Annotated in this window: 24 protein-coding genes and 1 pseudogene; 11 read left to right on the forward strand and 14 right to left on the reverse strand. The window is 55.4% G+C overall.

The genetic code is table 11. The features are described from left to right. Window positions 1–10 precede the first annotated feature (10 nt). The 4 genes from KSF73_12285 (at window position 11) to KSF73_12300 (ending at window position 3875) form a co-directional block, all read left to right on the forward strand. On the forward strand, window positions 11–1810 hold the full coding sequence (locus tag KSF73_12285; protein ID MBV1776487.1) for an ATP-binding cassette domain-containing protein: 1800 nt from the start codon (window positions 11–13) through the stop codon (window positions 1808–1810). A gap of 92 nt (window positions 1811–1902) precedes the next feature. Then, window positions 1903–2601 carry a GTP cyclohydrolase I gene (locus KSF73_12290; protein ID MBV1776488.1) on the forward strand — a complete coding sequence of 233 codons (699 nt, stop codon included), beginning with the start codon at window positions 1903–1905 and terminating at the stop codon, window positions 2599–2601. 25 nt (window positions 2602–2626) lie between these two features. Further along, on the forward strand, window positions 2627–3052 hold the full coding sequence (locus KSF73_12295; protein ID MBV1776489.1) for a BLUF domain-containing protein: 426 nt from the start codon (window positions 2627–2629) through the stop codon (window positions 3050–3052). Between the two features lie 103 nt (window positions 3053–3155). Beyond that, the gene (locus KSF73_12300; protein MBV1776490.1) at window positions 3156–3875 is read left to right on the forward strand and encodes a carbonic anhydrase family protein; all 720 of its coding nucleotides are present in this window, start codon (window positions 3156–3158) and stop codon (window positions 3873–3875) included. Between the two features lie 20 nt (window positions 3876–3895). On the opposite strand, the gene KSF73_12305 is transcribed toward KSF73_12300, so the two are convergent. From KSF73_12305 to KSF73_12335, 7 genes are all read right to left on the reverse strand, one after another. After that, a complete protein-coding gene (locus KSF73_12305; GenBank protein ID MBV1776491.1) occupies window positions 3896–4756 on the reverse strand; it encodes a ferritin-like domain-containing protein in 861 nt (286 codons plus the stop codon). Further along, the gene (locus KSF73_12310) at window positions 4753–5025 is read right to left on the reverse strand and encodes a DUF1653 domain-containing protein (protein MBV1776492.1); all 273 of its coding nucleotides are present in this window, start codon (window positions 5023–5025) and stop codon (window positions 4753–4755) included. The genes KSF73_12305 and KSF73_12310 overlap by 4 nt, the downstream gene beginning before the upstream one ends. A 20-nt stretch (window positions 5026–5045) precedes the next feature. Continuing rightward, complete coding sequence (locus KSF73_12315) at window positions 5046–5975, reverse strand: hypothetical protein (GenBank protein ID MBV1776493.1); 930 nt, start codon at window positions 5973–5975, stop codon at window positions 5046–5048. Between the two features lie 183 nt (window positions 5976–6158). Further along, a complete protein-coding gene (locus KSF73_12320; protein ID MBV1776494.1) occupies window positions 6159–7313 on the reverse strand; it encodes a hypothetical protein in 1155 nt (384 codons plus the stop codon). A 9-nt stretch (window positions 7314–7322) separates the two neighbouring features. Next, window positions 7323–7796, reverse strand: coding sequence for a GNAT family N-acetyltransferase (locus KSF73_12325; protein ID MBV1776495.1), 474 nt, complete (start codon window positions 7794–7796; stop codon window positions 7323–7325). Next, window positions 7789–8208, reverse strand: a complete 420-nt coding sequence (locus KSF73_12330; GenBank protein MBV1776496.1) for an SEC-C domain-containing protein — start codon at window positions 8206–8208, stop codon at window positions 7789–7791. The genes KSF73_12325 and KSF73_12330 overlap by 8 nt, the downstream gene beginning before the upstream one ends. Continuing rightward, window positions 8205–9350 carry a cupin domain-containing protein gene (locus tag KSF73_12335; protein MBV1776497.1) on the reverse strand — a complete coding sequence of 382 codons (1146 nt, stop codon included), beginning with the start codon at window positions 9348–9350 and terminating at the stop codon, window positions 8205–8207. The genes KSF73_12330 and KSF73_12335 overlap by 4 nt, the downstream gene beginning before the upstream one ends. A gap of 95 nt (window positions 9351–9445) precedes the next feature. On the opposite strand from KSF73_12335, the gene KSF73_12340 reads away from it, so the two are divergent. The 4 genes from KSF73_12340 (at window position 9446) to KSF73_12355 (ending at window position 15204) form a co-directional block, all read left to right on the forward strand. Then, window positions 9446–9943, forward strand: coding sequence for a peroxiredoxin (locus tag KSF73_12340; protein MBV1776498.1), 498 nt, complete (start codon window positions 9446–9448; stop codon window positions 9941–9943). Between the two features lie 13 nt (window positions 9944–9956). Further along, complete coding sequence (locus KSF73_12345; GenBank protein MBV1776499.1) at window positions 9957–10445, forward strand: peptidylprolyl isomerase; 489 nt, start codon at window positions 9957–9959, stop codon at window positions 10443–10445. A 543-nt stretch (window positions 10446–10988) separates the two neighbouring features. Continuing rightward, window positions 10989–13889 (forward strand): ribonucleoside-diphosphate reductase subunit alpha, encoded by a 2901-nt coding sequence (locus KSF73_12350; protein ID MBV1776500.1) that lies wholly within the window; start codon window positions 10989–10991, stop codon window positions 13887–13889. 160 nt (window positions 13890–14049) lie between these two features. Continuing rightward, window positions 14050–15204: a ribonucleotide-diphosphate reductase subunit beta gene (locus KSF73_12355; GenBank protein MBV1776501.1), complete on the forward strand. Its 1155-nt coding sequence runs from the start codon at window positions 14050–14052 to the stop codon at window positions 15202–15204. Between the two features lie 295 nt (window positions 15205–15499). On the opposite strand, the gene KSF73_12360 is transcribed toward KSF73_12355, so the two are convergent. The 6 genes and pseudogenes from KSF73_12360 to KSF73_12385 form a co-directional block, all read right to left on the reverse strand. After that, window positions 15500–15745, reverse strand: a complete 246-nt coding sequence (locus tag KSF73_12360) for a hypothetical protein (GenBank protein MBV1776502.1) — start codon at window positions 15743–15745, stop codon at window positions 15500–15502. A gap of 90 nt (window positions 15746–15835) precedes the next feature. Next, window positions 15836–16117, reverse strand: coding sequence for a hypothetical protein (locus KSF73_12365; protein ID MBV1776503.1), 282 nt, complete (start codon window positions 16115–16117; stop codon window positions 15836–15838). Window positions 16118–16410: 293 nt separating this feature from the next. Further along, a complete protein-coding gene (locus tag KSF73_12370) occupies window positions 16411–16848 on the reverse strand; it encodes a DUF1311 domain-containing protein (protein MBV1776504.1) in 438 nt (145 codons plus the stop codon). Between the two features lie 293 nt (window positions 16849–17141). Continuing rightward, a pseudogene (locus KSF73_12375) lies at window positions 17142–17569 on the reverse strand (transposase). 183 nt (window positions 17570–17752) lie between these two features. Then, window positions 17753–18193, reverse strand: coding sequence for a hypothetical protein (locus tag KSF73_12380; protein MBV1776505.1), 441 nt, complete (start codon window positions 18191–18193; stop codon window positions 17753–17755). Between the two features lie 131 nt (window positions 18194–18324). Next, on the reverse strand, window positions 18325–18951 hold the full coding sequence (locus tag KSF73_12385) for a TetR family transcriptional regulator (protein MBV1776506.1): 627 nt from the start codon (window positions 18949–18951) through the stop codon (window positions 18325–18327). A gap of 97 nt (window positions 18952–19048) precedes the next feature. Here KSF73_12385 and KSF73_12390 point away from each other — a divergent pair, with 97 nt between their 5' ends. Further along, window positions 19049–19657, forward strand: a complete 609-nt coding sequence (locus tag KSF73_12390) for an N-methyl-D-aspartate receptor NMDAR2C subunit (protein MBV1776507.1) — start codon at window positions 19049–19051, stop codon at window positions 19655–19657. 56 nt (window positions 19658–19713) lie between these two features. Here KSF73_12390 and nhaR read toward each other — a convergent pair whose 3' ends face one another. Further along, entirely contained in the window at window positions 19714–20628 is a 915-nt protein-coding gene (gene nhaR, locus KSF73_12395) for a transcriptional activator NhaR (protein ID MBV1776508.1), read from the reverse strand. 111 nt (window positions 20629–20739) lie between these two features. On the opposite strand from nhaR, the gene KSF73_12400 reads away from it, so the two are divergent. Beyond that, on the forward strand, window positions 20740–21141 hold the full coding sequence (locus KSF73_12400; protein ID MBV1776509.1) for an HPF/RaiA family ribosome-associated protein: 402 nt from the start codon (window positions 20740–20742) through the stop codon (window positions 21139–21141). A 10-nt stretch (window positions 21142–21151) separates the two neighbouring features. Continuing rightward, window positions 21152–21604 carry a TerB family tellurite resistance protein gene (locus KSF73_12405; GenBank protein MBV1776510.1) on the forward strand — a complete coding sequence of 151 codons (453 nt, stop codon included), beginning with the start codon at window positions 21152–21154 and terminating at the stop codon, window positions 21602–21604. Window positions 21605–21647: the final 43 nt, after the last annotated feature.

Raw genomic sequence — 21647 nt, forward strand, 5'->3', positions numbered from 1 at the left:
GCGTCCGGGCATTTCACACTCCCATTTGTCCCGCCTGCGTATTTTGCGTCCTGTGGCTGTCCGCTTAGGGCTTGGCGGTCTATTCATGCTGATCACCGTTGCAGTTCAGATGATCTACCCCAGGGCGCTATCGCATTTTATCGATCACTTGAACACGCTGATGACACCGGCGTCAGTCCAGCCTTACCTGATTCAAGGTGCGGCACTCCTGCTGTTTCAGGCGGTGATGATGGCGCTGCGATTTTACCTGTTCGACTCTGCAGGCCACATGATAGTCACTCAGGTTCGCGAACAGTTGTTCCGGGCGATGCTGAGCCAGCACATTGCATTTTTCGACAAGCATCATGCAGCAGAGTTAGGCAATCGACTTGCTGTTGATGTCGAGGTATTACAAGAAACACTGACGATGGAGTTAGCGATTTCATTACGATCGCTGTGTGTTTTTATCGGTGGCAGCATCATGCTGGTGTCTATTTCACCCACACTCAGTTTGGCGCTGCTCGCCTATATTCCGGTATCGGTCTGGCTAGGCCAGCACATCGGTAAGCAATATCGGGCACGCAGCAAACTCACCCAAGACCAGCTTGCCTACAGCGCACGAGTAGCACAGGAACATCTCACCCATATCCGGCAGGTGCAGGCCTTCAATCAACAAGCACTGGCGCAGTCTCGCTACGAAGCAGCCTGCCGCACTACACTGACGCAGTATTTATCAAACAGCCGCTTATTCTCGGTCTTTCGCAGCTTATATGCGTTGCTGACCTTTGCGGTATTGCTGTTTACCCTCTGGCTGGGCGCACGGCTGATTGGTGAGGGGGCACTGACCGTGGGCAGTCTGACTGCCTTCATCGTATACGGCGCAATGGTGACAGAGTCGTCCGATGCGATCGGTCAGTTCTGGAACAGCTGGATGCGAATGATGGGTGCAACCGAACATGTTTTTGAACTGATGAATGAATCGGCACCTGCACCCGTACAATCCGCCCTCCCCCCACTGATGGGACAGGTGACATTCGAGCATGTCTGGTTCGCCTACCCCGAGCGCCCACAGCACATTGCGCTACATGACGTAAGTTTTGATATTCGTGCAGGCGAAAAGATCGCGCTGGTTGGCGCATCGGGTGCGGGTAAATCTACGATTGCAAGTCTGCTACTCGGCCATTATCAGGCAGATCAAGGCTACATCCGTGTCGATGGTATGCCACTGTCGCCGGATGCAATCCCTGCCCTGCGCGCGCAGATTGCCATTGTCGAACAGGAGCCCTCGCTGTTCTCAGGCACGATCCACGACAATATTGCGTTTGGTGCAACGGGAACGACGGTGAGCCGCGAAGCGGTGATAGCCGTCGCACGCGAGGCCAATGCCGACGACTTTATCCGCCAGTTTCCCCACGGATACGATACCGAAGTCGGGGAACGTGGCGTTCAGCTTTCCGGCGGACAAAAGCAGCGCATAGCCATTGCCCGCGCCATGCTGCGCAATCCGCGCATTCTGATTCTGGATGAAGCAACCAGCGCGCTGGATGCTGCCAGCGAACATCAAGTGCAGCTCGCGCTGACACGTTTGATGCAGGGACGCACGGCCATCATCATTGCACACCGCTACTCCACCATCATGCATGCCGATCGCATTCTGGTGATGGAACACGGTAGCCTGCTTGAAAGCGGCCACCATGCGGAATTGATGCAGAACCCAGATGGACGGTACGCACGCCTTATTCATCTGCAACTTGCAGGGCTCGATCATGCCGCACAGCACACGTCGCCACATCAGATCGACGACAGGGCAATACACACCTTTCAGCACTAATATGTGTAATACCCCCATTGGACTCAGGGTTGTGCTACGTGTCCAAGCTCACTATGATCGCGTAGCTTGAACTCACCACCCCGGAAACACACATGTCCGACACCACGCCTAGCATCACGACCGAGCCAGTCTCACTTCGTATCCGCCGTCGTATCGAAGCTGCGGGCATGCGTTTTCATGCCAATGACAATATCTCCGCGTTCATTGAAGAGGGCGAACTGGGTGATTTGCAAGCTGAGGTTCAAAGCAAGCTGATGGGTGTACTGCAAAGTCTGGTGATTGATGTGGAAAACGACCACAACACCCAGGACACCGCCAAACGTGTGGCCAAAATGTTTGTGCGCGAGGTATTTCACGGTCGCTATGCGCCGATGCCACCGGTCACCGAATTCCCCAACGCCGAACGCCTGAACGAGCTGATGATTGTCGGCCCGATCCGTGTACGCAGCGCCTGTTCGCACCATCTGTGCCCGATTATTGGCCGAGTGTGGGTGGGTGTCATGCCGAATGAACACTCTAATCTGATCGGTCTGTCTAAATATGCCCGTCTGATCGAATGGGTGATGGCGCGTCCGCAGATTCAGGAAGAGGCCGTATCGCAGATCGCCGATCTGCTGATGACCAAGCTGCAACCCGATGGCCTTGCGCTTGTGATGGAAGCCGATCACTATTGCATGCACTGGCGCGGTGTGAAGGATATGGAATCCAAGATGGTGAACAGCGTGATGCGCGGCTCCTTCCTGCGTGATGCCAATCTGCGCCGCGAATTCCTGAGCCTGATGAACAAGTAGTCTCCACCAGACAATCGAGGGCAACATGCTGGTACGCTTGATCTATGCAAGTCGGTCGGTCACTCCTGTGACGCAGTCGCTGTCAGACGAAATTCTGCAGGCCGCACGGCGCTACAATCCCGAACACGGGATAACCGGCATCCTCTGCTTCAATGACAGCATTTTCGTACAGGCACTGGAAGGCAGTCGCGAAAAGGTCAATGAACTCTATGTCCGCATTGCCCGCGACGAGCGGCACCGTGATCTCATCCTGCTGGAATACAGCGAGATTACCGAGCGCAAGTATCCTTCGTGGAGCATGGCGCGCGTGAAGCTGGACAAGGTAAATCTGTCAGTGATCCTCAAACGGTCTACAGGCACCACGCTCGACCCCTACTCCATGCCAGGCTGTGCAACCGCAGCACTACTGGAAGAGCTGGCAGCCACTGCAATCTTCAACGGACGCGACTGAGTCATCATCGGGCGGCAAACATATGCCGCCCGTCATTCCTGATTGTGAGGCCGTAGCCGCCCAGCTATACCGCAAAGAGCAATGTCTGTTTGCGGAGTGTCCCATGCGTTTGCCCCTGCTGTTTTCCATCGCGTTTTGCATATCGGCCAGTGTGACTCAAGCGAGCGGCTGGAGCTACAAGAAGGGTCATCATGGCCCCGAGGAATGGGCAGGCAGTTGCCAGACCGGGCACGAACAATCACCGGTGAATATCGACACCAGCAAAGTGGTCAAAGGCGGCCTGCAAGCGCTTGAGTTCGATTACAAACCCAGTGCGTTTTCGGTGTGGAATAATGGCCATACCATTCAGTTCCCCTGGGAAGCCGGAAGCCGCCTGAAGATTGGCGATGATGTCTACTGGCTACTGCAATTTCATTTTCACACCCCCAGCGAAGAGCAGATTGATGGCAAGCCTGCTGATATGGTTGCGCATCTGGTGCACAAGAACGATGCAGGCCAGCTTGCCGTAGTCGCTCTGCTCTTCAAGGTCGGCGAAGAAAACGAGCCGCTTGCGGAACTCTTCGAGCATCTGCCCGGCATGGGGGCACGCTTTGAGGTGGGCGGTACACTGGATCTAAACGATGTGCTGCCATCCAATTACGCCTATTACACCCTGCCCGGCTCACTCACCACGCCACCGTGTACAGAAGGCGTGCGCTGGATCATCCTCAAGCGGCAGGTTACGATATCCAAAAAGCAGCTGGCCATGTTCCGCAAAGCCTATCCGATGAACGCCCGCCCGGTGCAGCCACTGCGCGAGCGCGTGGTGCAGTCTTCCAACTGAGACTGACTCGACAGATTGAGTTATTCAGCCGACGGGATTGCCTCACGCAAGGCAGCTTTACGCTCGCGCTCGGCACGCAACACACGCACATCCTCTTGCTGCCAGCTGACCAGAATATCCAGCTCGGCCTGCTCGAAGCCCGCTTTCAGACGGGCTTCCACATTCATGACGCCCGGATGGCGGGGCGCATCAAAATCCCGCAGCCGCTCGCGAAATGCAACGATCGGATCGAGTCCGCGCTCGGCACACAAGTAACGGAACCAGCGATTGCCTACCGTGACATGGCCGACCTCATCGCGGAAAATAATGTCGAGCAAGGCTGCTGCCTGCGCATCGCCATTGGCCAGCAAACGTGCCTGCATGCCGGGGGTCACATCCAGCCCGCGTGCCTCCATCAGGCGTGGCACCATGGCCATGCGATCCAGCACATCACCCTGTGTTTTCTCGGCCATATCCCACAGCCCGCGATGAGCCGGGAAATCACCATATTCAAAACCCAGCGAGCGCAGATGGTTCCGCATCATCGCAAAATGCGAGGCTTCTTCATCCGCCACGCGCAGCCAGTCATCCAGATAGGCCACAGGCATGAAGGGAAAACGGCACAGCGCATCGAGCGCCAGATTAATGGCATTGAACTCGATGTGACACACCGCATGAATCATCGCCGCACGGCCTTCCAGCGATCCCAGTTTGCGGGCGCGCAACTGGTCGGGCTCCACCAGCTCGGGGCGAGCCGGAAAACCCGCTCCCCCATGCATCACGGATGCCCCAACTGGCAGCATTCCTGCCTGCCAGTCCGCGTAGCAGGCGTGGACAGCATCGACTTTTGCATCGGGGTCACTTAGCGCCAGTGCCGCAGCAGCACGCACCAGCAGGGTCATGCCTTGCCTTCGCGGATACGGCGCTCGCGCTTGGCCTGGTTGACAGCCTCTTGCGCTGCCTCGCGATTGCCTTTGAGCGCCTGATCTACCTGCTCAGCAGAAATTTCGGTAAACCGCGAATGAAACTCGGCCGCAGCCCGAACCCACACACCCGGATTGAAGGGCCAGAGGTGCTCGTAGACGACGACATCAGACTGATCATCTGCATGTCGGGCAAGGCTGACGTAACGATAGTAGCCACCATCGATGTGGCGGAAAAAGCGGGACATATCGGGTACTCCTGAATCAATCAGAAATTGTACCCGACATTGAAATGCACCATGTGATTCTGGTTGGACCAGATATAGGCCACGCCACCTCGTAGCGTGAAATTTCCCGGTTTTGATAGCGAGGCGGGACTCACAAAATACATGCCCAGTTCGTCACGTACAATGGGTGAATTGAGATCGCTGCTATTCATCCGGCTATCCAGCACATAACAGGCAATATTCCAGTTTCTTCCGGCCAGATTCCAGGCATCCGTCGAGCGCAAGGTCAGACTGGTCTGCAAGCCGGAAAGATTGAGGGAGGAGGCATCACGAACAGTCCAAGGGGAGCGCGCCAGACTGAATTGCTGCTCGACAGCCGCCACTTGCGCACCCAATTCCCAATTGTGCGTACGTGCTTTGAAGCCTGCTGCCAATTGGGCGCGAATCTGCTGCACCGAAATGCCATTGCCAGCATCCGTATTGCTGGCCCCGAAATCCGCCGCCACCTCCAGCCCGTCCATCTTGGGCGGACGGTAGGCTAACTGGGTGTCAAAATCATAGCGCGGCAAACTGGTCGTCACATCGCTCACCCCCACCCAAGCGGCACGGCCTTCCGCCACACGCTGAATGCGCCCCAGCAATTCATCATGGGTGAGCAAGTAAGCACGCAACTGCTCGCGGCTGTCCTCGCGGCTCTTGCCTTGAAAACTGAGATTCACGCCCAGATCGGCAATCTGAAAGCGCAGTAGTGTGCCACCCGCCACAGGGTAGTCCAATTGAACAGGCAAACCACTCCAATTAAATCCGACACCCATCGCTTGTGAGCCATCGTAGCCGGACAGCTGACTTTCCAGCTCGCCCGCACCCAGCCAGTCAGCAAAACGCTGAGCAGGCGCCAGCGTGCCATGGCCTGCCGCATATGCAGCGGTCCCCAGTACCCACAGTAATAATCCGGTTACGACTTTTGACATGGCAGAACCCTCCGCACACGGCTGATATTGTCGTTATCAGATCAAACAGGTGTTTCAATCAAGATTGCAGGTGCACAGGCGGTGCAGGTAGGCATGCAAAACCACAACATGTTGTTTTGCAACAACTTCAAGGCGGAGTGATGAAAGGCGGGGGAAGTTCCCCCCGCCCGATAGCAGATGTGATTAGCTACGAAGTGTATCGAGCACCGCCAGCACTGGCTGCAACACGCTCGCACCCAGCTTGCGCGAACGCTCGCCGCTCCAGCCGTATTCTTCGTCTGGCAGATTGGCGTTGTCCTTGAACGGCATTTCGATGGTATAGGCCAGACAATCGAAGTGATCGCCTACCCAGTTGGTGCCCACGGTCATGTTGGCTGTACCGAAATGATCGCGCTCGTAGCCGTATTCTTTCTGGAATTCCGGCGTGGTGGCTAGCCAGGCAGCAGTAAAGGCATTTTCCAGCGCTTCCTGACGCGGGGTGTAGCTGGCATTGCCTTCGCAGCCCGCCACGAAGTTGTACGGCAGATTTTCGTCGCCGTGCGCATCGAGGAACAGATCCACGCCGATTTCCATCATCTTTTCACGCACCAGGAACACTTCCGGGCTGCGATCCATCGCCGGCGTCTGCCATTCGCGGTTCAGATTGGCACCTGCTGCATTGGTGCGCAGATTGCCGCGCACCGAACCATCCGGATTCATGTTCGGCACTACGTAGAACACGCAGCTTTCCAGCAGCTTGCGCGCCACGCCGTCATCGCCATCCAGCAGACGCTCAAGGAAGCCTTCGACAAACCACTCGGCCATGGTTTCACCCGGATGCTGGCGGGCAATCAGCCATACCTTGCGCTTCTGCTCGAAGGGCACCGGGCTGTCTTCATCATTGATGCGCAGGAGCGTCATATCGAGACCATCCAGTGTCTTGCCCAGATGCTCGACTTCCACCAGATCGCTCTGGATCACCGAACCGATCAGGTCCAGATGACGTTCGTAGCTGTAGGGCTCGAAGTAGGCGAAGTAGATGCTTTGCGCGGCGACCGTGGTCGTCGCAGTCATCACCTGACCATCGTAAGTAGTCGGAATGCGGAACCAGTGCTGACGATCATAGCTCGCCACCACACGGTAGTTTTCCCAGCCACCCGGATAGGCAGACTGTCCGGCATTCATAAAGCGCAGGTTCACCGGGAAGCCGGATGCACCATCCAGACGAAAATGGAACCACTGCGCAAATTCGGAGGCGTTGTCTGCACGAATCTTCAGTTGAATGTCCTTCGGATCATCCAGTTTCACAACTTCAATCGCACCCGCATCAAACGCGGTAGAGATATGCAACTTGGGCATGAGGGTTCCTTATGGGTGGGGTTCGGCAGCTGTTTCGAGCAGCATTCGCCTGTATTTTACAAAACCTTGCTTGCTGGCCTGATAGCCGCAGCGTTCAACATAAAAACTATGCGCCTGTTCGCGCTGATTGCCCGAGAGCAGCATCAGCTTCGATACACCACGCGCCAGCGCCAGACGGTCGATTTCTTTCATCAGCATGGTGCCCAGACCTTGATTCTGGCAAGCCGGATCGACCACGACGTTCTCGACCAAGGCAATATCCTGTTCACCGAACATGACATCGAGGCCGAACATCAACAAAGCCGTGGCCCGTACAACGCCATCCACACGCATCACCAGCACCGATTGCTCTGGATGATCGTGCAGGCGTGCGATCCGTTCCGGACTCACTTGCGGCGGCGACGACGGTCCAAGCACGCGGTACAGGGCTTCAATCGCCGCAGCATCATCAGCTCGGGCGCGCTCGATGACGATGTCAGGCATCCGCCTCGTCCTCGCCATCCACTACGCCGTCGAGATACACCCAGCGGCCCTTGAGGCGAGTAAAGGTGCTTTTCTCGTGAATTTTGGCAGCACGCCCGCCTATTTTATACTTGGCGATAAATTCTACGACGCCTTCGCCATCACCCGGCTGACCACCCTGAGTACCGATAATCTGCAATCCCACCCACTTGATCTTCTCATCTGAGAGATCAAGATCCTTCGGGCAGGTATCGGGATACCAGCTGAAACGCAGGTAATCGGATTTGCGCATCACATAGGCGCTGTAACGCGAACGCATCAGTGCTTCGGCAGTGGGCGGAAACTCCTTCTCCATGTGATACATGAAGCAGCATTCCTTATACAGCTTGCCGGAGCCGCAGGGGCAATCGACCGGGAAAGCATGTTTACTCATCGTGCGGATTCCTCGTCGGCAAACTCGCCGATCTGTACATAGCCAAAGTCATAACAGGTAAAGAGTGCGTCGATCACCGGCTGGCTATAGCGTGCCGGCGGTAGATGGCGCGCATTGGCAAGCGTACGCAGCACCTCGAACGATTCTGGCTCTGGCGTAAAATCGTCGCCATTGATATAGAACTTCACATCGTCGTAGAGCAGTACCGTTTTCAGATCGAGGCGTGCCCCGACCTGTTCGACACGTTTGGCGAACGAAGCATGATCGTGCTCTTCTTCCGGCATGTCGTAGAACACATGCTGTTTCGGCTCGCTGAAATAGCGTCCGGCAAACTCGGCGATCATGGCGTCGTCCCACTTCACCTGTTCCAGCATGGTTTTGATCTGCGCCACGAAGTCGGCCGGCATGCGCGCGGGCTCGCTCGTCGCTTTGAGATCGGGATCGGCATACATACCCGGCAGATCAGTGATCTTGTCCCGCAGATAATCCATGAACTGCGTAGCCACTTCCTGCGTCTTGGGTGCGCGGAAACCGATACTCCAGGTCATGCCCGCTTCGATGGACACACCATTGTGCGGAAAGCGCGGCGGCAGGTAGAGCATGTCACCATGTTCCAGCACCCACTCTTCGTCCGGCTCGAAATGCTTGAGAATCTTCAGCGGTGCGCCTTCCACCAGCTCCAGATCGGAGCTGTGGGAAATCTGCCAGCGCTTTTTGCCCCCCACCTGCAGCAGGAATACATCGTAGCTATCAAAGTGCGGACCCACGCCGCCACCGGGCGGTGCCCAGCTGATCATCAGATCATCCAGCCGCACCTTGGGGATAAAGTTGATCCGGTGCAGCAGTTCATCTGCAAATGGAATATGGTGATTCACATTCTGCACCAGCACGGTCCAGTCGGTCTCGCCCAGCTTTTTAAAGCGGGACGGTTTGAACGGACCGGTCTCGCAGTGCCATTGTTCTTTTTTGAATTCAACCAGACGCGATTCGACATCTTCGTCCTGAGCCAGTGCCAGCAAGTCTTGCAGCTGCGGCAGCCAGTCAAAATGAGACACTGCGTTGCGAATCAGCAATGGTTTCTTCTGCCAGTAGTCGGAAAGAAAGGTTTCCGGAGTAATGTTGCCAAGCATTGTGTGCGACATGTTTTCTATAGTGCCGAAAGGAAGCTGCCCGATTATCTCATGCCCGATGCTTGCGCGCAGGGATAACGTTGCACCCGGTCAGCAAGGAGACCCACATGATAGAACCCGGTACACCCGCGCCCGATTTCGAGCTGCCCGACGCCTCCATGGATATGGTGCGTCTCTCGGATTATCGCGGACAGAAAATCGTCGTGCTGTATTTTTACCATCACGACAATGCGCCCGGCTGTACGCGGGAAGCCATTGAATTCTCGGATCTGGCCGATCAGTTTGAAAAGGCCGGGTCGACCGTTGTCGGCGTGAGTCTCGACGATCCGCTCTGCCACGAAGATTTCCGTGACCAGCACGGGCTGCTGGTGAGGCTGCTATCCGATCCGGATTGCGTAGCCGCAAATCTTTATGATGCAGTACGCATACTGGAACGCGATGGCATGGTAAAATCGACCTTTATCCGTTCCACCTTTGTCATTGATCGTAACGGCATTGTCAGGCACGCCCTTTACAATGTCACACCACGCGGTCATGCTGCCGAAGTGTTGAAACTCATCTTGCAACTCAACGCGGAGGCGAATTCCCTCGCCCAAAGCGCCTGAACAGGACCCTCTCATGGAAATCACTAAAGACTCGGTCGTCTCCCTGCAATACGAAATGTTCGATGCACAAGGCGAACAGCTGGACAAGACCCCGGATGATGCACCGATGGTGTACCTGCACGGCGGTTACGACGGCATTTTCCCGCTGGTGGAAGAAGCCCTGCACGGCAAGAAGCTCGGCGACAAGATCGACGTCACCATGGAACCGGACGATGCATTCGGCGAATACGATTCCGAACTGGTCCGCATCGAAGCTCAGGATGTGTTCCCGCCGGAAGTGGAAGTCGGCATGATGTTTGAAGCTGACGATCCTGAAACCGGCGAAATCATGCTGTTCACCGTCACCGACATCGCCGACGGCAAGGTTGTGGTGGATGGCAACCACCCCTTCGCAGGTCGCACCATCCGCTTCCAGGCAACCGTCACTGAAGTACGCGCCGCCAGCAAGGAAGAAATTGCTCACGGTCATGCGCATCACCCGCACGACGGCCATCACCACTAAGCAGTCTGAAGTTCATGAAAACGGCGACGCTGACCCCGTCGCCGTTTTTTATTTTTAGTCCACGCCTACGCTTCTGCAGACCCTACTTTTAACAGGGATTTTCCTGATCACTAAAAACGTCTATCAGACTTTTCGTATGTGCCAGTTTGCGACAGTCGTACAACTTGCGGCAAAGCCTTGTAGGCACAGGATTTTACCGGTCATGCCCCCCGGAAAATGACACGCGCATGGACGAAAGAGTATTGCGTGACGCGCCAGTGATCACTAGAATTAGTGCCAGAAGTTAACCAAAACACTAGATATTGTGTTTTTGCACATTTAATACACAGACTTATGCACACACCGCTCCGCAATATGCGGGCGTTCCTTTTTTCCGTGTGCCAGGACGGATTTCAGCGATTGATGGGGCGTGAAAACCCTGTTGAAACAGCACCTGAAATCCACAGCAGCACGGCATCTGAACCAGATGCTCAAAGAAGTGAATGCAGCGCAAGGCCGCAGCAATGCGGCGGCAAACAAACAGACATACAGGGGATTTTGTCGATGCAAACAATGATGGACACCGCGAGCCCGGCTCAGTACACCCCCAAGGTGGACGTGGCTGTTGAAGCCCCGGCAGGCGCCGAATACAAAACCATTCGCCGTAACGGTGCAGTTGTGCCGTTCGAGCCCATGAAGATTTCGGTCGCCGTGACCAAGGCTTTCCTCGCAGTGCACGGTGCCTCTGCCGCGCAATCCGCGTCGGTACGTGAAACCGTGCAGCGCATCACTGATCAGGTTGTGAACGCACTCATGCGTCGCAAACCCGAAGGTGGTGCCATCCACATTGAAGACATTCAGGATCAGGTGGAACTGGCCTTGATGCGTTCCGGCGAGCACGATGTGGCACGTTCCTACGTGCTGTATCGCGAGCGTCGTACCCAGGAGCGGCTTGCTAAGGGAGAGGAAGCCACTCCGGCCACCACCGGCATCAGCATTGACGACAATGGCATCAAAAAGCCATTAGAAACCGGCAAGCTGAAGGCTTTGATCCAGTCTGCCTGCAAGGGTCTGGAAAGCGTGACCAGCGCTGACCAGATCCTCGGCGAAACCCTCAAGAATCTGTACGATGGTGTACCGGCTGAAGAAGTACGCAAGTCCGCCATCCTGTCTGCCCGTCAGCTGATTGAGAAGGAACCCGCTTATTCGCGCGTAACTGCTCGCTTGCTGATGCATAGCCTCCGTCGCGAAGTGCTCGGTGAAGAAGTGACCCATGAGGAGATGGAGACACGCTACGCCGAGTACTTCCCGACCTTTATCAAGCGCGGCATTGAAGCCGGACTGCTCAACGACGAACTGGCTCAGTTCGACCTCGAGCGCATGTCCAAGGCACTGAAGTTCGAACGCGATAACCAGTTCGATTACCTCGGCCTGCAAACCCTGTACGACCGCTATTTCCTGCACGTGCACGGCGAGCGCATCGAACTGCCACAGGCATTCTACATGCGCGTGGCCATGGGCCTGGCCCTGCGCGAAATCGACCGCGAAGCACGCGCCATCGAGTTCTACAATCTGCTGTCGACCTTCGACTTCATGTCGTCGACCCCGACCCTGTTCAACTCCGGTACGCATCACAGCCAGCTGTCCAGCTGCTACCTGACCACCATCGCCGATGACCTGGATGGCATCTACGAAGGTCTGAAGGAAAATGCCCTGCTGTCCAAGTTTGCTGGCGGTCTGGGTAACGACTGGACACCTGTCCGTGCACTGGGTTCGCATATCAAGGGTACCAATGGCAAGTCGCAAGGCGTGGTGCCGTTCCTGAAGGTGGTGAACGACACCGCCGTGGCCGTGAATCAGGGTGGCAAGCGCAAGGGCGCTGTCTGTGCCTACCTGGAAACCTGGCACGCCGATATCGAGGAATTCCTCGAACTGCGCAAAAACACCGGTGATGATCGCCGTCGTACCCACGACATGAACACCGCCAACTGGATTCCGGACTTGTTCATGAAGCGCGTGATGGAAGGCGCTGACTGGACCCTGTTTACTCCGTCCGAAGCACCGGATCTGCACGATCTGTACGGCAAGGCCTTCGAAGAAGCCTATGTGAAGTACGAAGCCAAGGCTGACCGTGGCGAAATGCGTGTGTGGAAGCGCATCCCTGCCCTGCAACTGTGGCGCAAGATGCTGACCATGCTGTTCGAAACCGGCCATCCATGGTTCACCTTCAAGGACCCGTGCAATATCCGCAGCCCGCAGCAGCACGTAGGCGTGGTGCACTCGTCCAACCTGTGTACCGAAATCACGCTGAACACCAACGCCAGCGAAATCGCCGTGTGTAACCTGGGTTCCATCAATCTGGTGAACCACATGGTTGAAGGCGAAGACGGTGTCTTCCGTCTGGACAGCGAGAAGCTGAAGCGCACCGCCAAGACCGCGATGCGTATGCTGGACAACGTGGTGGATATCAACTTCTACCCGGTGAAGAAGGCACGCAACGCCAATCTGCGCCACCGTCCAGTTGGTCTGGGCATCATGGGCTTCCAGGATTGCCTGCACCTGATGCGCGTACCGTACGCCAGCGAAGGCGCTGTGCAGTTCGCCGACGAATCGATGGAAGCCGTGGCTTACCACGCTTACTGGGCATCGACCGAGCTGGCCGAAGAGCGCGGCAAGTACCCGAGCTACGCCGGCAGCCTGTGGAGCAAGGGCATTCTGCCGCAAGACAGTATCGACATGCTGGCCGCCGAGCGCGGTGGGTATCTGGAGGTGGACCGCAGCAGCAAGCTGGACTGGACCCCGCTGCGCGAACGGATCGCCCGCTACGGTATGCGTAACTCCAACTGTCTGGCCATTGCACCGACCGCAACGATCTCCAATATCGTTGGCGTATCGGCCTCGATCGAGCCGAACTACCAGAACATCTTCGTGAAATCGAACCTCTCGGGCGAATTCACGGTGATCAACGAACATCTGGTGCACGACCTGAAGGCTCGCGGCCTGTGGGACGACGTGATGATCGGCGACATCAAGTACTTTGATGGTTCGCTGGCCCGCATCGACCGCATCCCGCAAGACATCAAGGAAGCCTACGCCACCGCCTTCGAGATCGACCCGATCTGGCTGGTGGAAGCAGCAGCCCGCCGTCAGAAGTGGATCGATCAGGCACAAAGTCTGAACATCTACATGGCTGGCGCAAGCGGCAAGCGTCTGGACGAGCTGTACAAGCATGCCTGGTTGCGTGGCCTGAAGACCACCTACTACCTCCGCACGCTGGCAGCCACCAGCGCCGAGAAGTCCACAGGCCGTGGCGGCGAACTGAACGCCGTGCCCGTCAGCGGCGGCATGAGCGCCATGGCAGCCGCCCCGGTGGCCGCTGCGCCGGAAATGCCGGCAGCTGAAGGTGCCGTGTGCATGCTGCGTCCGGGTGATGATGGCTTTGCTGAGTGCGAGGCTTGTCAGTAATCAGCATGGGTGAGCGGGGGGGGGCCCCCCTCCGCACTCACCGACCCGAATTTGGCGAGATACCTTCCCGCTGATCTCGCCGCACGCCACCACACACACAGATACATGCCCCTGAACACCGCATGTATCCAGTCGAATCAAACTGTTCAGGAGAAACACCATGTTGTCCTGGGATGAAACACCCGTTGCACCCCGCGCACCGCAAGCTGCACCTCAGCCTGCTGCTGCCGCTACCCCTGTCAGCGCACAGGTTGCCGCCGAACACGCCCACAGCGGTTCGATGTCTTCGCTGAATACCGGCCGCATTTCCGCCGTGGACAAGCGCATTATCAATGGCGCGACCGACGTTAACCAGCTGGTGCCGTTCAAGTACAAGTGGGCGTGGGAAAAGTACCTCGCCACTTGCGCAAACCACTGGATGCCGCAAGAAATCAATATGCAGCGCGATATCGAGCTGTGGAAGAGCCCGAACGGTCTGACCGATGACGAGCGTCGTATCGTCAAGCGCAATCTGGGCTTCTTCGTGACCGCCGATTCGCTGGCCGCCAACAATATCGTGCTGGGCACCTACCGCCACATCACCGCGCCGGAATGCCGTCAGTTCCTGCTGCGTCAGGCGTTTGAAGAAGCCATCCACACCCATGCTTACCAGTACATCGTGGAAAGCCTGGGTCTGGACGAAGGCGAAATTTTCAATGCCTACCATGAAGTGAAGTCGATCCGCGACAAGGACGATTTCCTGATCCCGTTCATCGACACGCTGACCGATCCGAACTTCAAGACCGGCACGCCGGAAGCTGACCAGCAACTGCTGAAGTCGCTGATTGTGTTTGCCTGCATGATGGAAGGTATCTTCTTCTACGTGGGCTTTGTGCAGATCCTGTCGCTGGGCCGTCAGAACAAGATGACCGGCGCCGCCGAGCAGTATCAGTACATTCTGCGCGATGAATCGATGCACTGTAATTTCGGCATCGATTTGATCAACTCGATCAAAATGGAAAACCCGCACCTGTGGACAGAATCATTCAAGGCCGAGCTCACCGAGCTGTTCAAGAAGGCTGTCGAGCTGGAATATGCCTACGCCGAAGACACTATGCCGCGCGGCGTTCTGGGCCTGAACGCCAACATGTTCAAGGACTACCTGCGCTTCATCTGCAATCGCCGCATGCAGCAGATTGGCCTGGAAGCCCTGTTCCCGGGAGCCACCAATCCCTTCCCGTGGATGAGTGAAATGATCGACCTGAAGAAGGAAAAGAACTTCTTCGAAACCCGCGTGATTGAATATCAATCGGGTGGGGCGTTGAGCTGGGAGTAATCACTCCCCGCCGGTGACGGACAGATAGGTTTGCTTGAATCACCGTCTAGCGTGAATATGAAACAGGCCTCCGTTTTTAACGGGGGCCTTTTTTTGTTTGTAGGAGACGTTGGGATTGGTGGGGAATTGGCTGGAAATGACCTGTTGCAGAAGTTCGAGCTTGGAAAAAGCAGAAGTTTAACGTTTAACGTGAGGGGCGGCCGGAATACCCCAAGCATCAAGGAAACCTAAAGCGCAGCTTTGGGTAGTCACGTTGACCGCCTAGTTAGGCGAAGCGACGTTTCAAGGTGCGGGTTCACAGTGTTTCGTACCCTTCCTGCCAGTGATCTTGATCGACGACGTACTCGTCAATATAGAAGCCATCGGGCTGTTCATCTGTGTCTGCGTTGACGATGCGCGGGAAGTCGCGAAAGCCAGACTGATTTCTCAGGCGCTCAACTGCAACTCGCGCAGCCTCTTTTGACGAATAAATTCCAATGACCTTCACGTCATCACAATGTGGCAATACGTGCAGATGTTGGAGTAGATAGGCTCGTTTCATGGTGGTGCCTAACTATTTACTAATGGGCAGGCACGAAGTGCCAGCCCCGCGGAGCCAGCATTTGCTGGCGTAGTAAACTTGAGCAACTTGTTAGGTACGCGCTTCAAGATTGTTTCTCCACTGCTTAGCCAACGAAAATGCCTTGTGTCTAATTGCTTGTGAATTGCGCTTTGTTGACGCAAAAGCTTCAAGCGCATCGGCAATTTCATTATCTAATTCAATACCTTCTTCAAGCCAATTTAAAGCCATTTTCGCCCAACCATCAGTTGGCCAAGTAAGAGCAGCAATAACAACTTGCTTGGCCGAGAACTCGGTGGTGTTCAGCTCTGACAATGGTCTTGTAAGCTGCGATACAAGTTGGCTCGGATTCACCTTTAGCACCTAACTTTGAATACCCTGACCCATTAGTCAGTCATAAAATTATTATAATGGCATAGGATTATGCCCTTAAAGCCCGCGCCACGCTTTTATAATTCCAAAGTTTCGTCAGTATAACAATAGACGCAGGTGAATAATAAATGACTGCACAATTGGGCTGATATTCTGCAGGCATGTTGGCCCTGAATGACTACTATGCAGCGCATCCATCTATCGTCCGCTACTGGCCGATTTCTGCCTTCACACCCCAAATCGAAGTTAGCTCCCTACCGAAAATCAAATTCCAATCACTTGACCGGAATTGACCCCGAACAAACATCACCCTCCGGCGTGCCATCTATCCACTTGCGAAGCTGCTTAATTCGCTCTTCTGTAATAACTGCCAACTGGCTGCTCCAGCACATTGGAAAGACACTGCCATATGCATTGGGGTCGTCTTTATCGGGATAGATCGCTTCCATTTCAGCATCGCGCCACTTTAACCATGCCCTTTGCGCAATTTGAAGTTTCTTTATAAATGCTGCATCAGCATGATGCTTTTTAATGACGGCTTGGTACACAGCATTGATCTCATCATCAGCCCGCTTCTGGTCCATACCCCCGCAACGATTCAACTCGCTTTGTGTTTTAGCGCTGTCATAGCAGGCTTGAACAGCATCCGCAGCTTGGACATGAATGACCGAAATCATGACTGATAACACCATACAGGTGAATTTCATTTGCATATCTATTTAGTGATTTTAATGACTTATCCTGACCAGCTTGACCTATCTGTCAGGATAAAGATGCTATTCAAAAGTAAAAATGTACCACCACAACCCGCATGGAGCCACAGCCGAGCATGTCAGCCCCTACTCGCCCCATCAGTCGCCAGAATACTCAACCTCACCCACCTCAATGCTTCCTCTGCGGCATATCCAGCCGGCATCACATCACAGGTAGCACTTGCCAGCTGGTAAGCGCCCTCCATCATGGCCGTCAGCGCCGCGGCCAAATTCCGAGCCCCCGTTGTGGCGCGCTGCTGCGCCAATCGAACAATGTGCTCGCGCAATTCGACATTGCGATCTGCACGCGGCCGGTAACGAAGTGGACTGGCACTCATATTGACCACGCGGAGCGACTGGCGCTCACTCATGCCACCTGCAATCAGATGCCGCACCAGCTCACGTCTCGCCGGTGCGGTCACCACTTTTTTTGCAAGGCTTCCTTGGTGACTTCGTTTTCAAGCAACGCATTGGCCAGCATTCGTTTGAGCCGAGCGTTCTCCGCTTCAAGTTCTTTGAGGCGTTTCGCATCTGATACGTTCATGCCGCCGAACTTGCTTCGCCTCAGATAAAAGCTTGCCTCGGAAAAGCCGTGCATCCGGCACAGCTCCTTGATTGGCAAGCCTGCTTCTGCTTCGCGCAAAAAACCGATGATCTGTTCTTCACTGAAACGCTTCTTCATGTCCAATCTCCTTCTCTGGGTATGATTGGACTCTAAATCGGCGTGCTACTCAAATCCGGGGGGACGTCGACTCCACTGGACGTCCGCTTCATCATTCCGTCTTTCATCCGTAATTCACAACCATGAGTAGCTATAGAGGGGACAAGGAATCAGACAGTCAACCTAGGGTTTCGCATGGGTGCCTCAAATGTTTGGCCTGAACGCAATTGGCCTGCCAACCTTTCTGGAGACTAATTGGACCAACTCGGACACAGTGTGCGTTCGTTCTGCCTCGGCATCTTCAATTTTGATTTGAAAGTGATCCTCGATGGCGAGTACGATTTCGACATTGGCCAATGAGTCAAAGTGCCAGAAGAAACTCAGATTCTTTGAAAAGTCATCTTCCGCTTGAAGGCGCGACATATCAGCAGCAAGCTGTTCCTCTAAGATTTTTCGTATACCAGAGACAATCTCCGGCGCGACCCCCAAGCCGAGAAAGTAACGATCAAAGAATGCCTCCGGAGTAAGCGACTCGCGACCGGCGAATGCCTCCTGGACTTTCAACGCCTTCGCGCGAGACTCGCGCCTCGCCAACCATACGATAAAGGCAACTACTGCAATACCTGCCAGGATACCTTGAACCATCGGTGTATATAAAATCAATTATTAATGCACCAGACTATACCACCACAGCAACATCCAACTACGAATGCATCTGTTTAGCAATACGCCCTATTTTGCTTTGCGCCAAGGGCTGCAATTGACCAGCCTCTGATCTACCGTCCCACCCCATCAGCCCCCGCAACACTCAACCTCACCCACTTAAGCGCTTCCTCGGCAGCATATCCAGCAGGCATCACATCACAGGTAGCACTTGCCAGCTGGTAGGCCCCCTCCATCATGGCCATCAGCGCCGCCGCCAGAGTGCGAGCCCCCGTTGTGACGCGCTGCTGTTCATGCAGGCAGTTTTCAAGCAGCATCGTCAGCAAATCCAGCTCTTGTGATATTGCGCGCTGATAGACCTCTCTGACCTCAGCCTGCCGCACGGCTTCCGCGCCGATCATCACCCATGCAGCCACAACATCTGGTGCAGCGCCATCACCCAGCCCCAACCGCGCTTCCAGATAGGCAGCCAGCTTATCCATAGGTGACACGGCCGCGCCCGCGATCTGCACAAAACGTTGCTGTCCGTAATCGGCAAGCGTGCTGACCAGACAAACCAGCATCTCCCGCTTGCTCTTGAAATGGTAATGCAGGAGGCCGGGGGCAAGCCCCGCCTCCTTGGCAATGGCCTGGATCGTGGCCTTTTCGTATCCCTGTGTTGCCATCACGGTTTGCAGAGCGCGAACAATTTCAGCTCGCCGGGCTTCTGTGTTGGACTTTCTGGACAAGTTGGTCACCATATATTGGTTGATCAACCAAATAATACTTGCATTTGCGCGTTGCGTGGCGATAAAGTGCACTTATATTGGTTATTCAACCAAATTAAGGATCATAGCGATGTTCAACTTCTGCACCGCATGGCAAGCAACTTGGTCCAGCCTCGGCTTGATTCCAAATCCCGACTGTTTCGACGAACTGATCGCCCGTTATTCAGCGCCGCATCGCCATTACCATGGACTGCAGCATCTCGCTGAATGCCTGCAATTATTCCGGGCGTTTGCTGCATCGGCGGAACACCCCTCAGAGGTGGAAATAGCCCTTTGGTTTCACGATGCGATTTACGAACCGCTCCGGCACGATAATGAGCAGCGCAGTGCTGATTGGGCGCACGATGTATTACTCACTGCTGGAGCAGCGCACCCCATTGCAGATCGTGTACATGCATTGATTATGGCGACCCGGCATACAGCTGAGCCTGAGGGGCTCGATGCACAGCTAGTGGTCGATATTGATCTGGCCATTCTGGGCGCCGCACCCGAGCGATTTGCCGAATATGAGCGGCAAGTGCGTGCGGAATATGGTCATGTGCCGGGCTTTCTATTCCGGCGTAAGCGGCAGGCAATTCTGAAGCAATTCCTGTCGCGCCCCGCGCTTTACGGCACTGCCAGCATGCGAGATCGATTTGAATTGCGCGCTAGGGAAAACCTGATTGCAACAATCAGCTAAATATTCACGACAGTCTAAATTCATTGTCCATCAGGACGAAGTAAGCCGAGAGGCAGTCAGGGAGCCACGTTGCCCGCAAACAGCGCATGACGAGCCTGCTCACTCACCGCCAGAACAGCCGGATGACGAATCTGCCGTTCAACCGATATGGCATAGAACTGCTCGCTTAGGCCAGTTAGTTCGCCAATGGCGGTAACAGCGTAATCCGCAGCAACTTCTTCCTTCAGCACAGTCGGCGCAATGAAAAAGCCAGCGCCTGCCTTGCCAAATGCTTTGAGCAAGGCACCGTCATCACATTCGGCCACCACTCTGAGTTTGATCTGCCGCTGCGCAAGCCAGGACAGCAAACGTGGCCGGATGGCCGAATCCGGCCCCGGCAGCATGAATGGTGCGCCATGCAAACAGGCGGGAAACGTGCCTGCATACTGCTGGCATAGTGCCGGGGTACCCATCACGGTCAGGCTGCTCTCACCCAGCAGATGATTGAAACCCTTGATATTGGCTTCGGCAGTGAGTGGCCGATCGGCAATCACCAGATCGAGCCGGTGCATCGCTAATTCGCCCAGCAGCGCCAGCATCTGGCCTTCCCGACAAATCAGGCGCTGCGGCGGATTAAGCTGCAAGGCGGGCTGCAGAAGATGAAATGCCACCGTCTTGGGCACCATATCCCCAATGCCAACGCGAAACTCTCGCGGTACCCCTGCCGGACCGATGCTGACGGCCTCCTTGAGCTCCTCGCCCAGACTGAAGATTTCGTCGGCATAGCTCAGCACCAGTCGCCCCATATCCGTGAGTTCCAGTCCCCGCCCCTGCTTTTGCAGCAGGGTGGCACCGAGCGATTCTTCAAGAAGACGCAGCTGCCCGCTGATAGCCTGAGGGGTGACATGCAGCTGTTCGCTGGCACGCATCACCCCGCCTGCTCTTGCAACCATCCAGAAATATTGAAGGTGCTTGAAGTTCAGCGTGTGCATGAATAATTACTTCAGTTTTTGTGAAATATCATCAAAGTTTATTCGATTATTATTGATTATTCCATCGCCCTATACTGGCCTTGTTGTTAACCCAGCCACAAGGACGACGCGATGAAAACCGACATCAAAGCACGCAATTTTCCGCTTACCGAAGCCCTGTTGCAGCACGTTGAACGACGACTCAATTTTGCCCTGGGCCGGCTTGATACCCATATTCACAAAGTCACAGTCAGGCTGTCCGATATCAATGGCCCTCGTGGCGGCATCGATAAGCACTGCCATATTCAGGTCTCGTTGCATCACCTTCCGGATGTGATCATCGAGGATCGCGAGGCGGACCTTTTCAACGCGATCAACCGGGCGAGTGAACGCGCCAGCCGCACCGTTAAGCGCAAGCTAGGACGCCAGCGCCAGTTTGATGCCAGCGATGCGTGGCTGGGGACGCTTGGTGGTGGCGACAGCCCTGCAAACCAGCAAGCCACTCACAGCACAACTGAACAAATGAGTCATTAGGAGGTGCATCATGCGTCACTATCCAAGCAATGGCCCCGAAGCCATGTCCCGTTTGCTCGCCCTTGCGCTTCTGGTTGACGGTGGCCTTGATCGTTCCGAGCTCCTTGCCCTGCAGCGCAGTCAGGTACTGGATCAGCTGGGCATAGAAGACTCCGTGTTTCATCAGGTGACTCAGGCGCTATGCGACGACCTGCTGCAGTGCGTCAGTACGAATTGTTCGACTCAGCTCGAGCTTGGACACGAGCTCATCGACCAGCTACTCGGAGATGTCAGCAATCCGGCGCTGCAAGTCCCGCTTCTGCGTGCAATGGTCGACATTGTCTATGCCGATGGCTTTCTGGCAGATGGCGAAGCCGTGCTGGTGGCACGTGCCATGGCATTGTGGATGTACGATCAAAAGCAGATGTCACCGCCCGGTTTGGCACAGGACAGCGCATCTCGCCGGTCATTTGCCGCTAATTGAGTCGTCACGACTGATCCGCAGCCGGTTCATATCGGCTGCGGCA

Source organism: Burkholderiaceae bacterium DAT-1 (assembly GCA_019084025.1).
In the GTDB taxonomy this organism is placed as follows: Bacteria; Pseudomonadota; Gammaproteobacteria; order Burkholderiales; family Chitinimonadaceae; genus DAT-1.

Coding starts and splice junctions, on each gene's coding strand:
- KSF73_12290 (MBV1776488.1), top strand. CDS start 1,903: ATGTCCGACACCACGCCTAGCATCACGACCGAGCCAGTCTCACTTCGT.
- KSF73_12295 (MBV1776489.1), top strand. CDS start 2,627: ATGCTGGTACGCTTGATCTATGCAAGTCGGTCGGTCACTCCTGTGACG.
- KSF73_12300 (MBV1776490.1), top strand. CDS start 3,156: ATGCGTTTGCCCCTGCTGTTTTCCATCGCGTTTTGCATATCGGCCAGT.
- KSF73_12305 (MBV1776491.1), bottom strand. CDS start 4,756: ATGACCCTGCTGGTGCGTGCTGCTGCGGCACTGGCGCTAAGTGACCCC.
- KSF73_12310 (MBV1776492.1), bottom strand. CDS start 5,025: ATGTCCCGCTTTTTCCGCCACATCGATGGTGGCTACTATCGTTACGTC.
- KSF73_12315 (MBV1776493.1), bottom strand. CDS start 5,975: ATGTCAAAAGTCGTAACCGGATTATTACTGTGGGTACTGGGGACCGCT.
- KSF73_12320 (MBV1776494.1), bottom strand. CDS start 7,313: ATGCCCAAGTTGCATATCTCTACCGCGTTTGATGCGGGTGCGATTGAA.
- KSF73_12325 (MBV1776495.1), bottom strand. CDS start 7,796: ATGCCTGACATCGTCATCGAGCGCGCCCGAGCTGATGATGCTGCGGCG.
- KSF73_12330 (MBV1776496.1), bottom strand. CDS start 8,208: ATGAGTAAACATGCTTTCCCGGTCGATTGCCCCTGCGGCTCCGGCAAG.
- KSF73_12335 (MBV1776497.1), bottom strand. CDS start 9,350: ATGTCGCACACAATGCTTGGCAACATTACTCCGGAAACCTTTCTTTCC.
- KSF73_12340 (MBV1776498.1), top strand. CDS start 9,446: ATGATAGAACCCGGTACACCCGCGCCCGATTTCGAGCTGCCCGACGCC.
- KSF73_12345 (MBV1776499.1), top strand. CDS start 9,957: ATGGAAATCACTAAAGACTCGGTCGTCTCCCTGCAATACGAAATGTTC.
- KSF73_12350 (MBV1776500.1), top strand. CDS start 10,989: ATGCAAACAATGATGGACACCGCGAGCCCGGCTCAGTACACCCCCAAG.
- KSF73_12355 (MBV1776501.1), top strand. CDS start 14,050: ATGTTGTCCTGGGATGAAACACCCGTTGCACCCCGCGCACCGCAAGCT.
- KSF73_12360 (MBV1776502.1), bottom strand. CDS start 15,745: ATGAAACGAGCCTATCTACTCCAACATCTGCACGTATTGCCACATTGT.
- KSF73_12370 (MBV1776504.1), bottom strand. CDS start 16,848: ATGCAAATGAAATTCACCTGTATGGTGTTATCAGTCATGATTTCGGTC.
- KSF73_12380 (MBV1776505.1), bottom strand. CDS start 18,193: ATGGTTCAAGGTATCCTGGCAGGTATTGCAGTAGTTGCCTTTATCGTA.
- KSF73_12385 (MBV1776506.1), bottom strand. CDS start 18,951: ATGGTGACCAACTTGTCCAGAAAGTCCAACACAGAAGCCCGGCGAGCT.
- KSF73_12390 (MBV1776507.1), top strand. CDS start 19,049: ATGTTCAACTTCTGCACCGCATGGCAAGCAACTTGGTCCAGCCTCGGC.
- nhaR (MBV1776508.1), bottom strand. CDS start 20,628: ATGCACACGCTGAACTTCAAGCACCTTCAATATTTCTGGATGGTTGCA.
- KSF73_12400 (MBV1776509.1), top strand. CDS start 20,740: ATGAAAACCGACATCAAAGCACGCAATTTTCCGCTTACCGAAGCCCTG.
- KSF73_12405 (MBV1776510.1), top strand. CDS start 21,152: ATGCGTCACTATCCAAGCAATGGCCCCGAAGCCATGTCCCGTTTGCTC.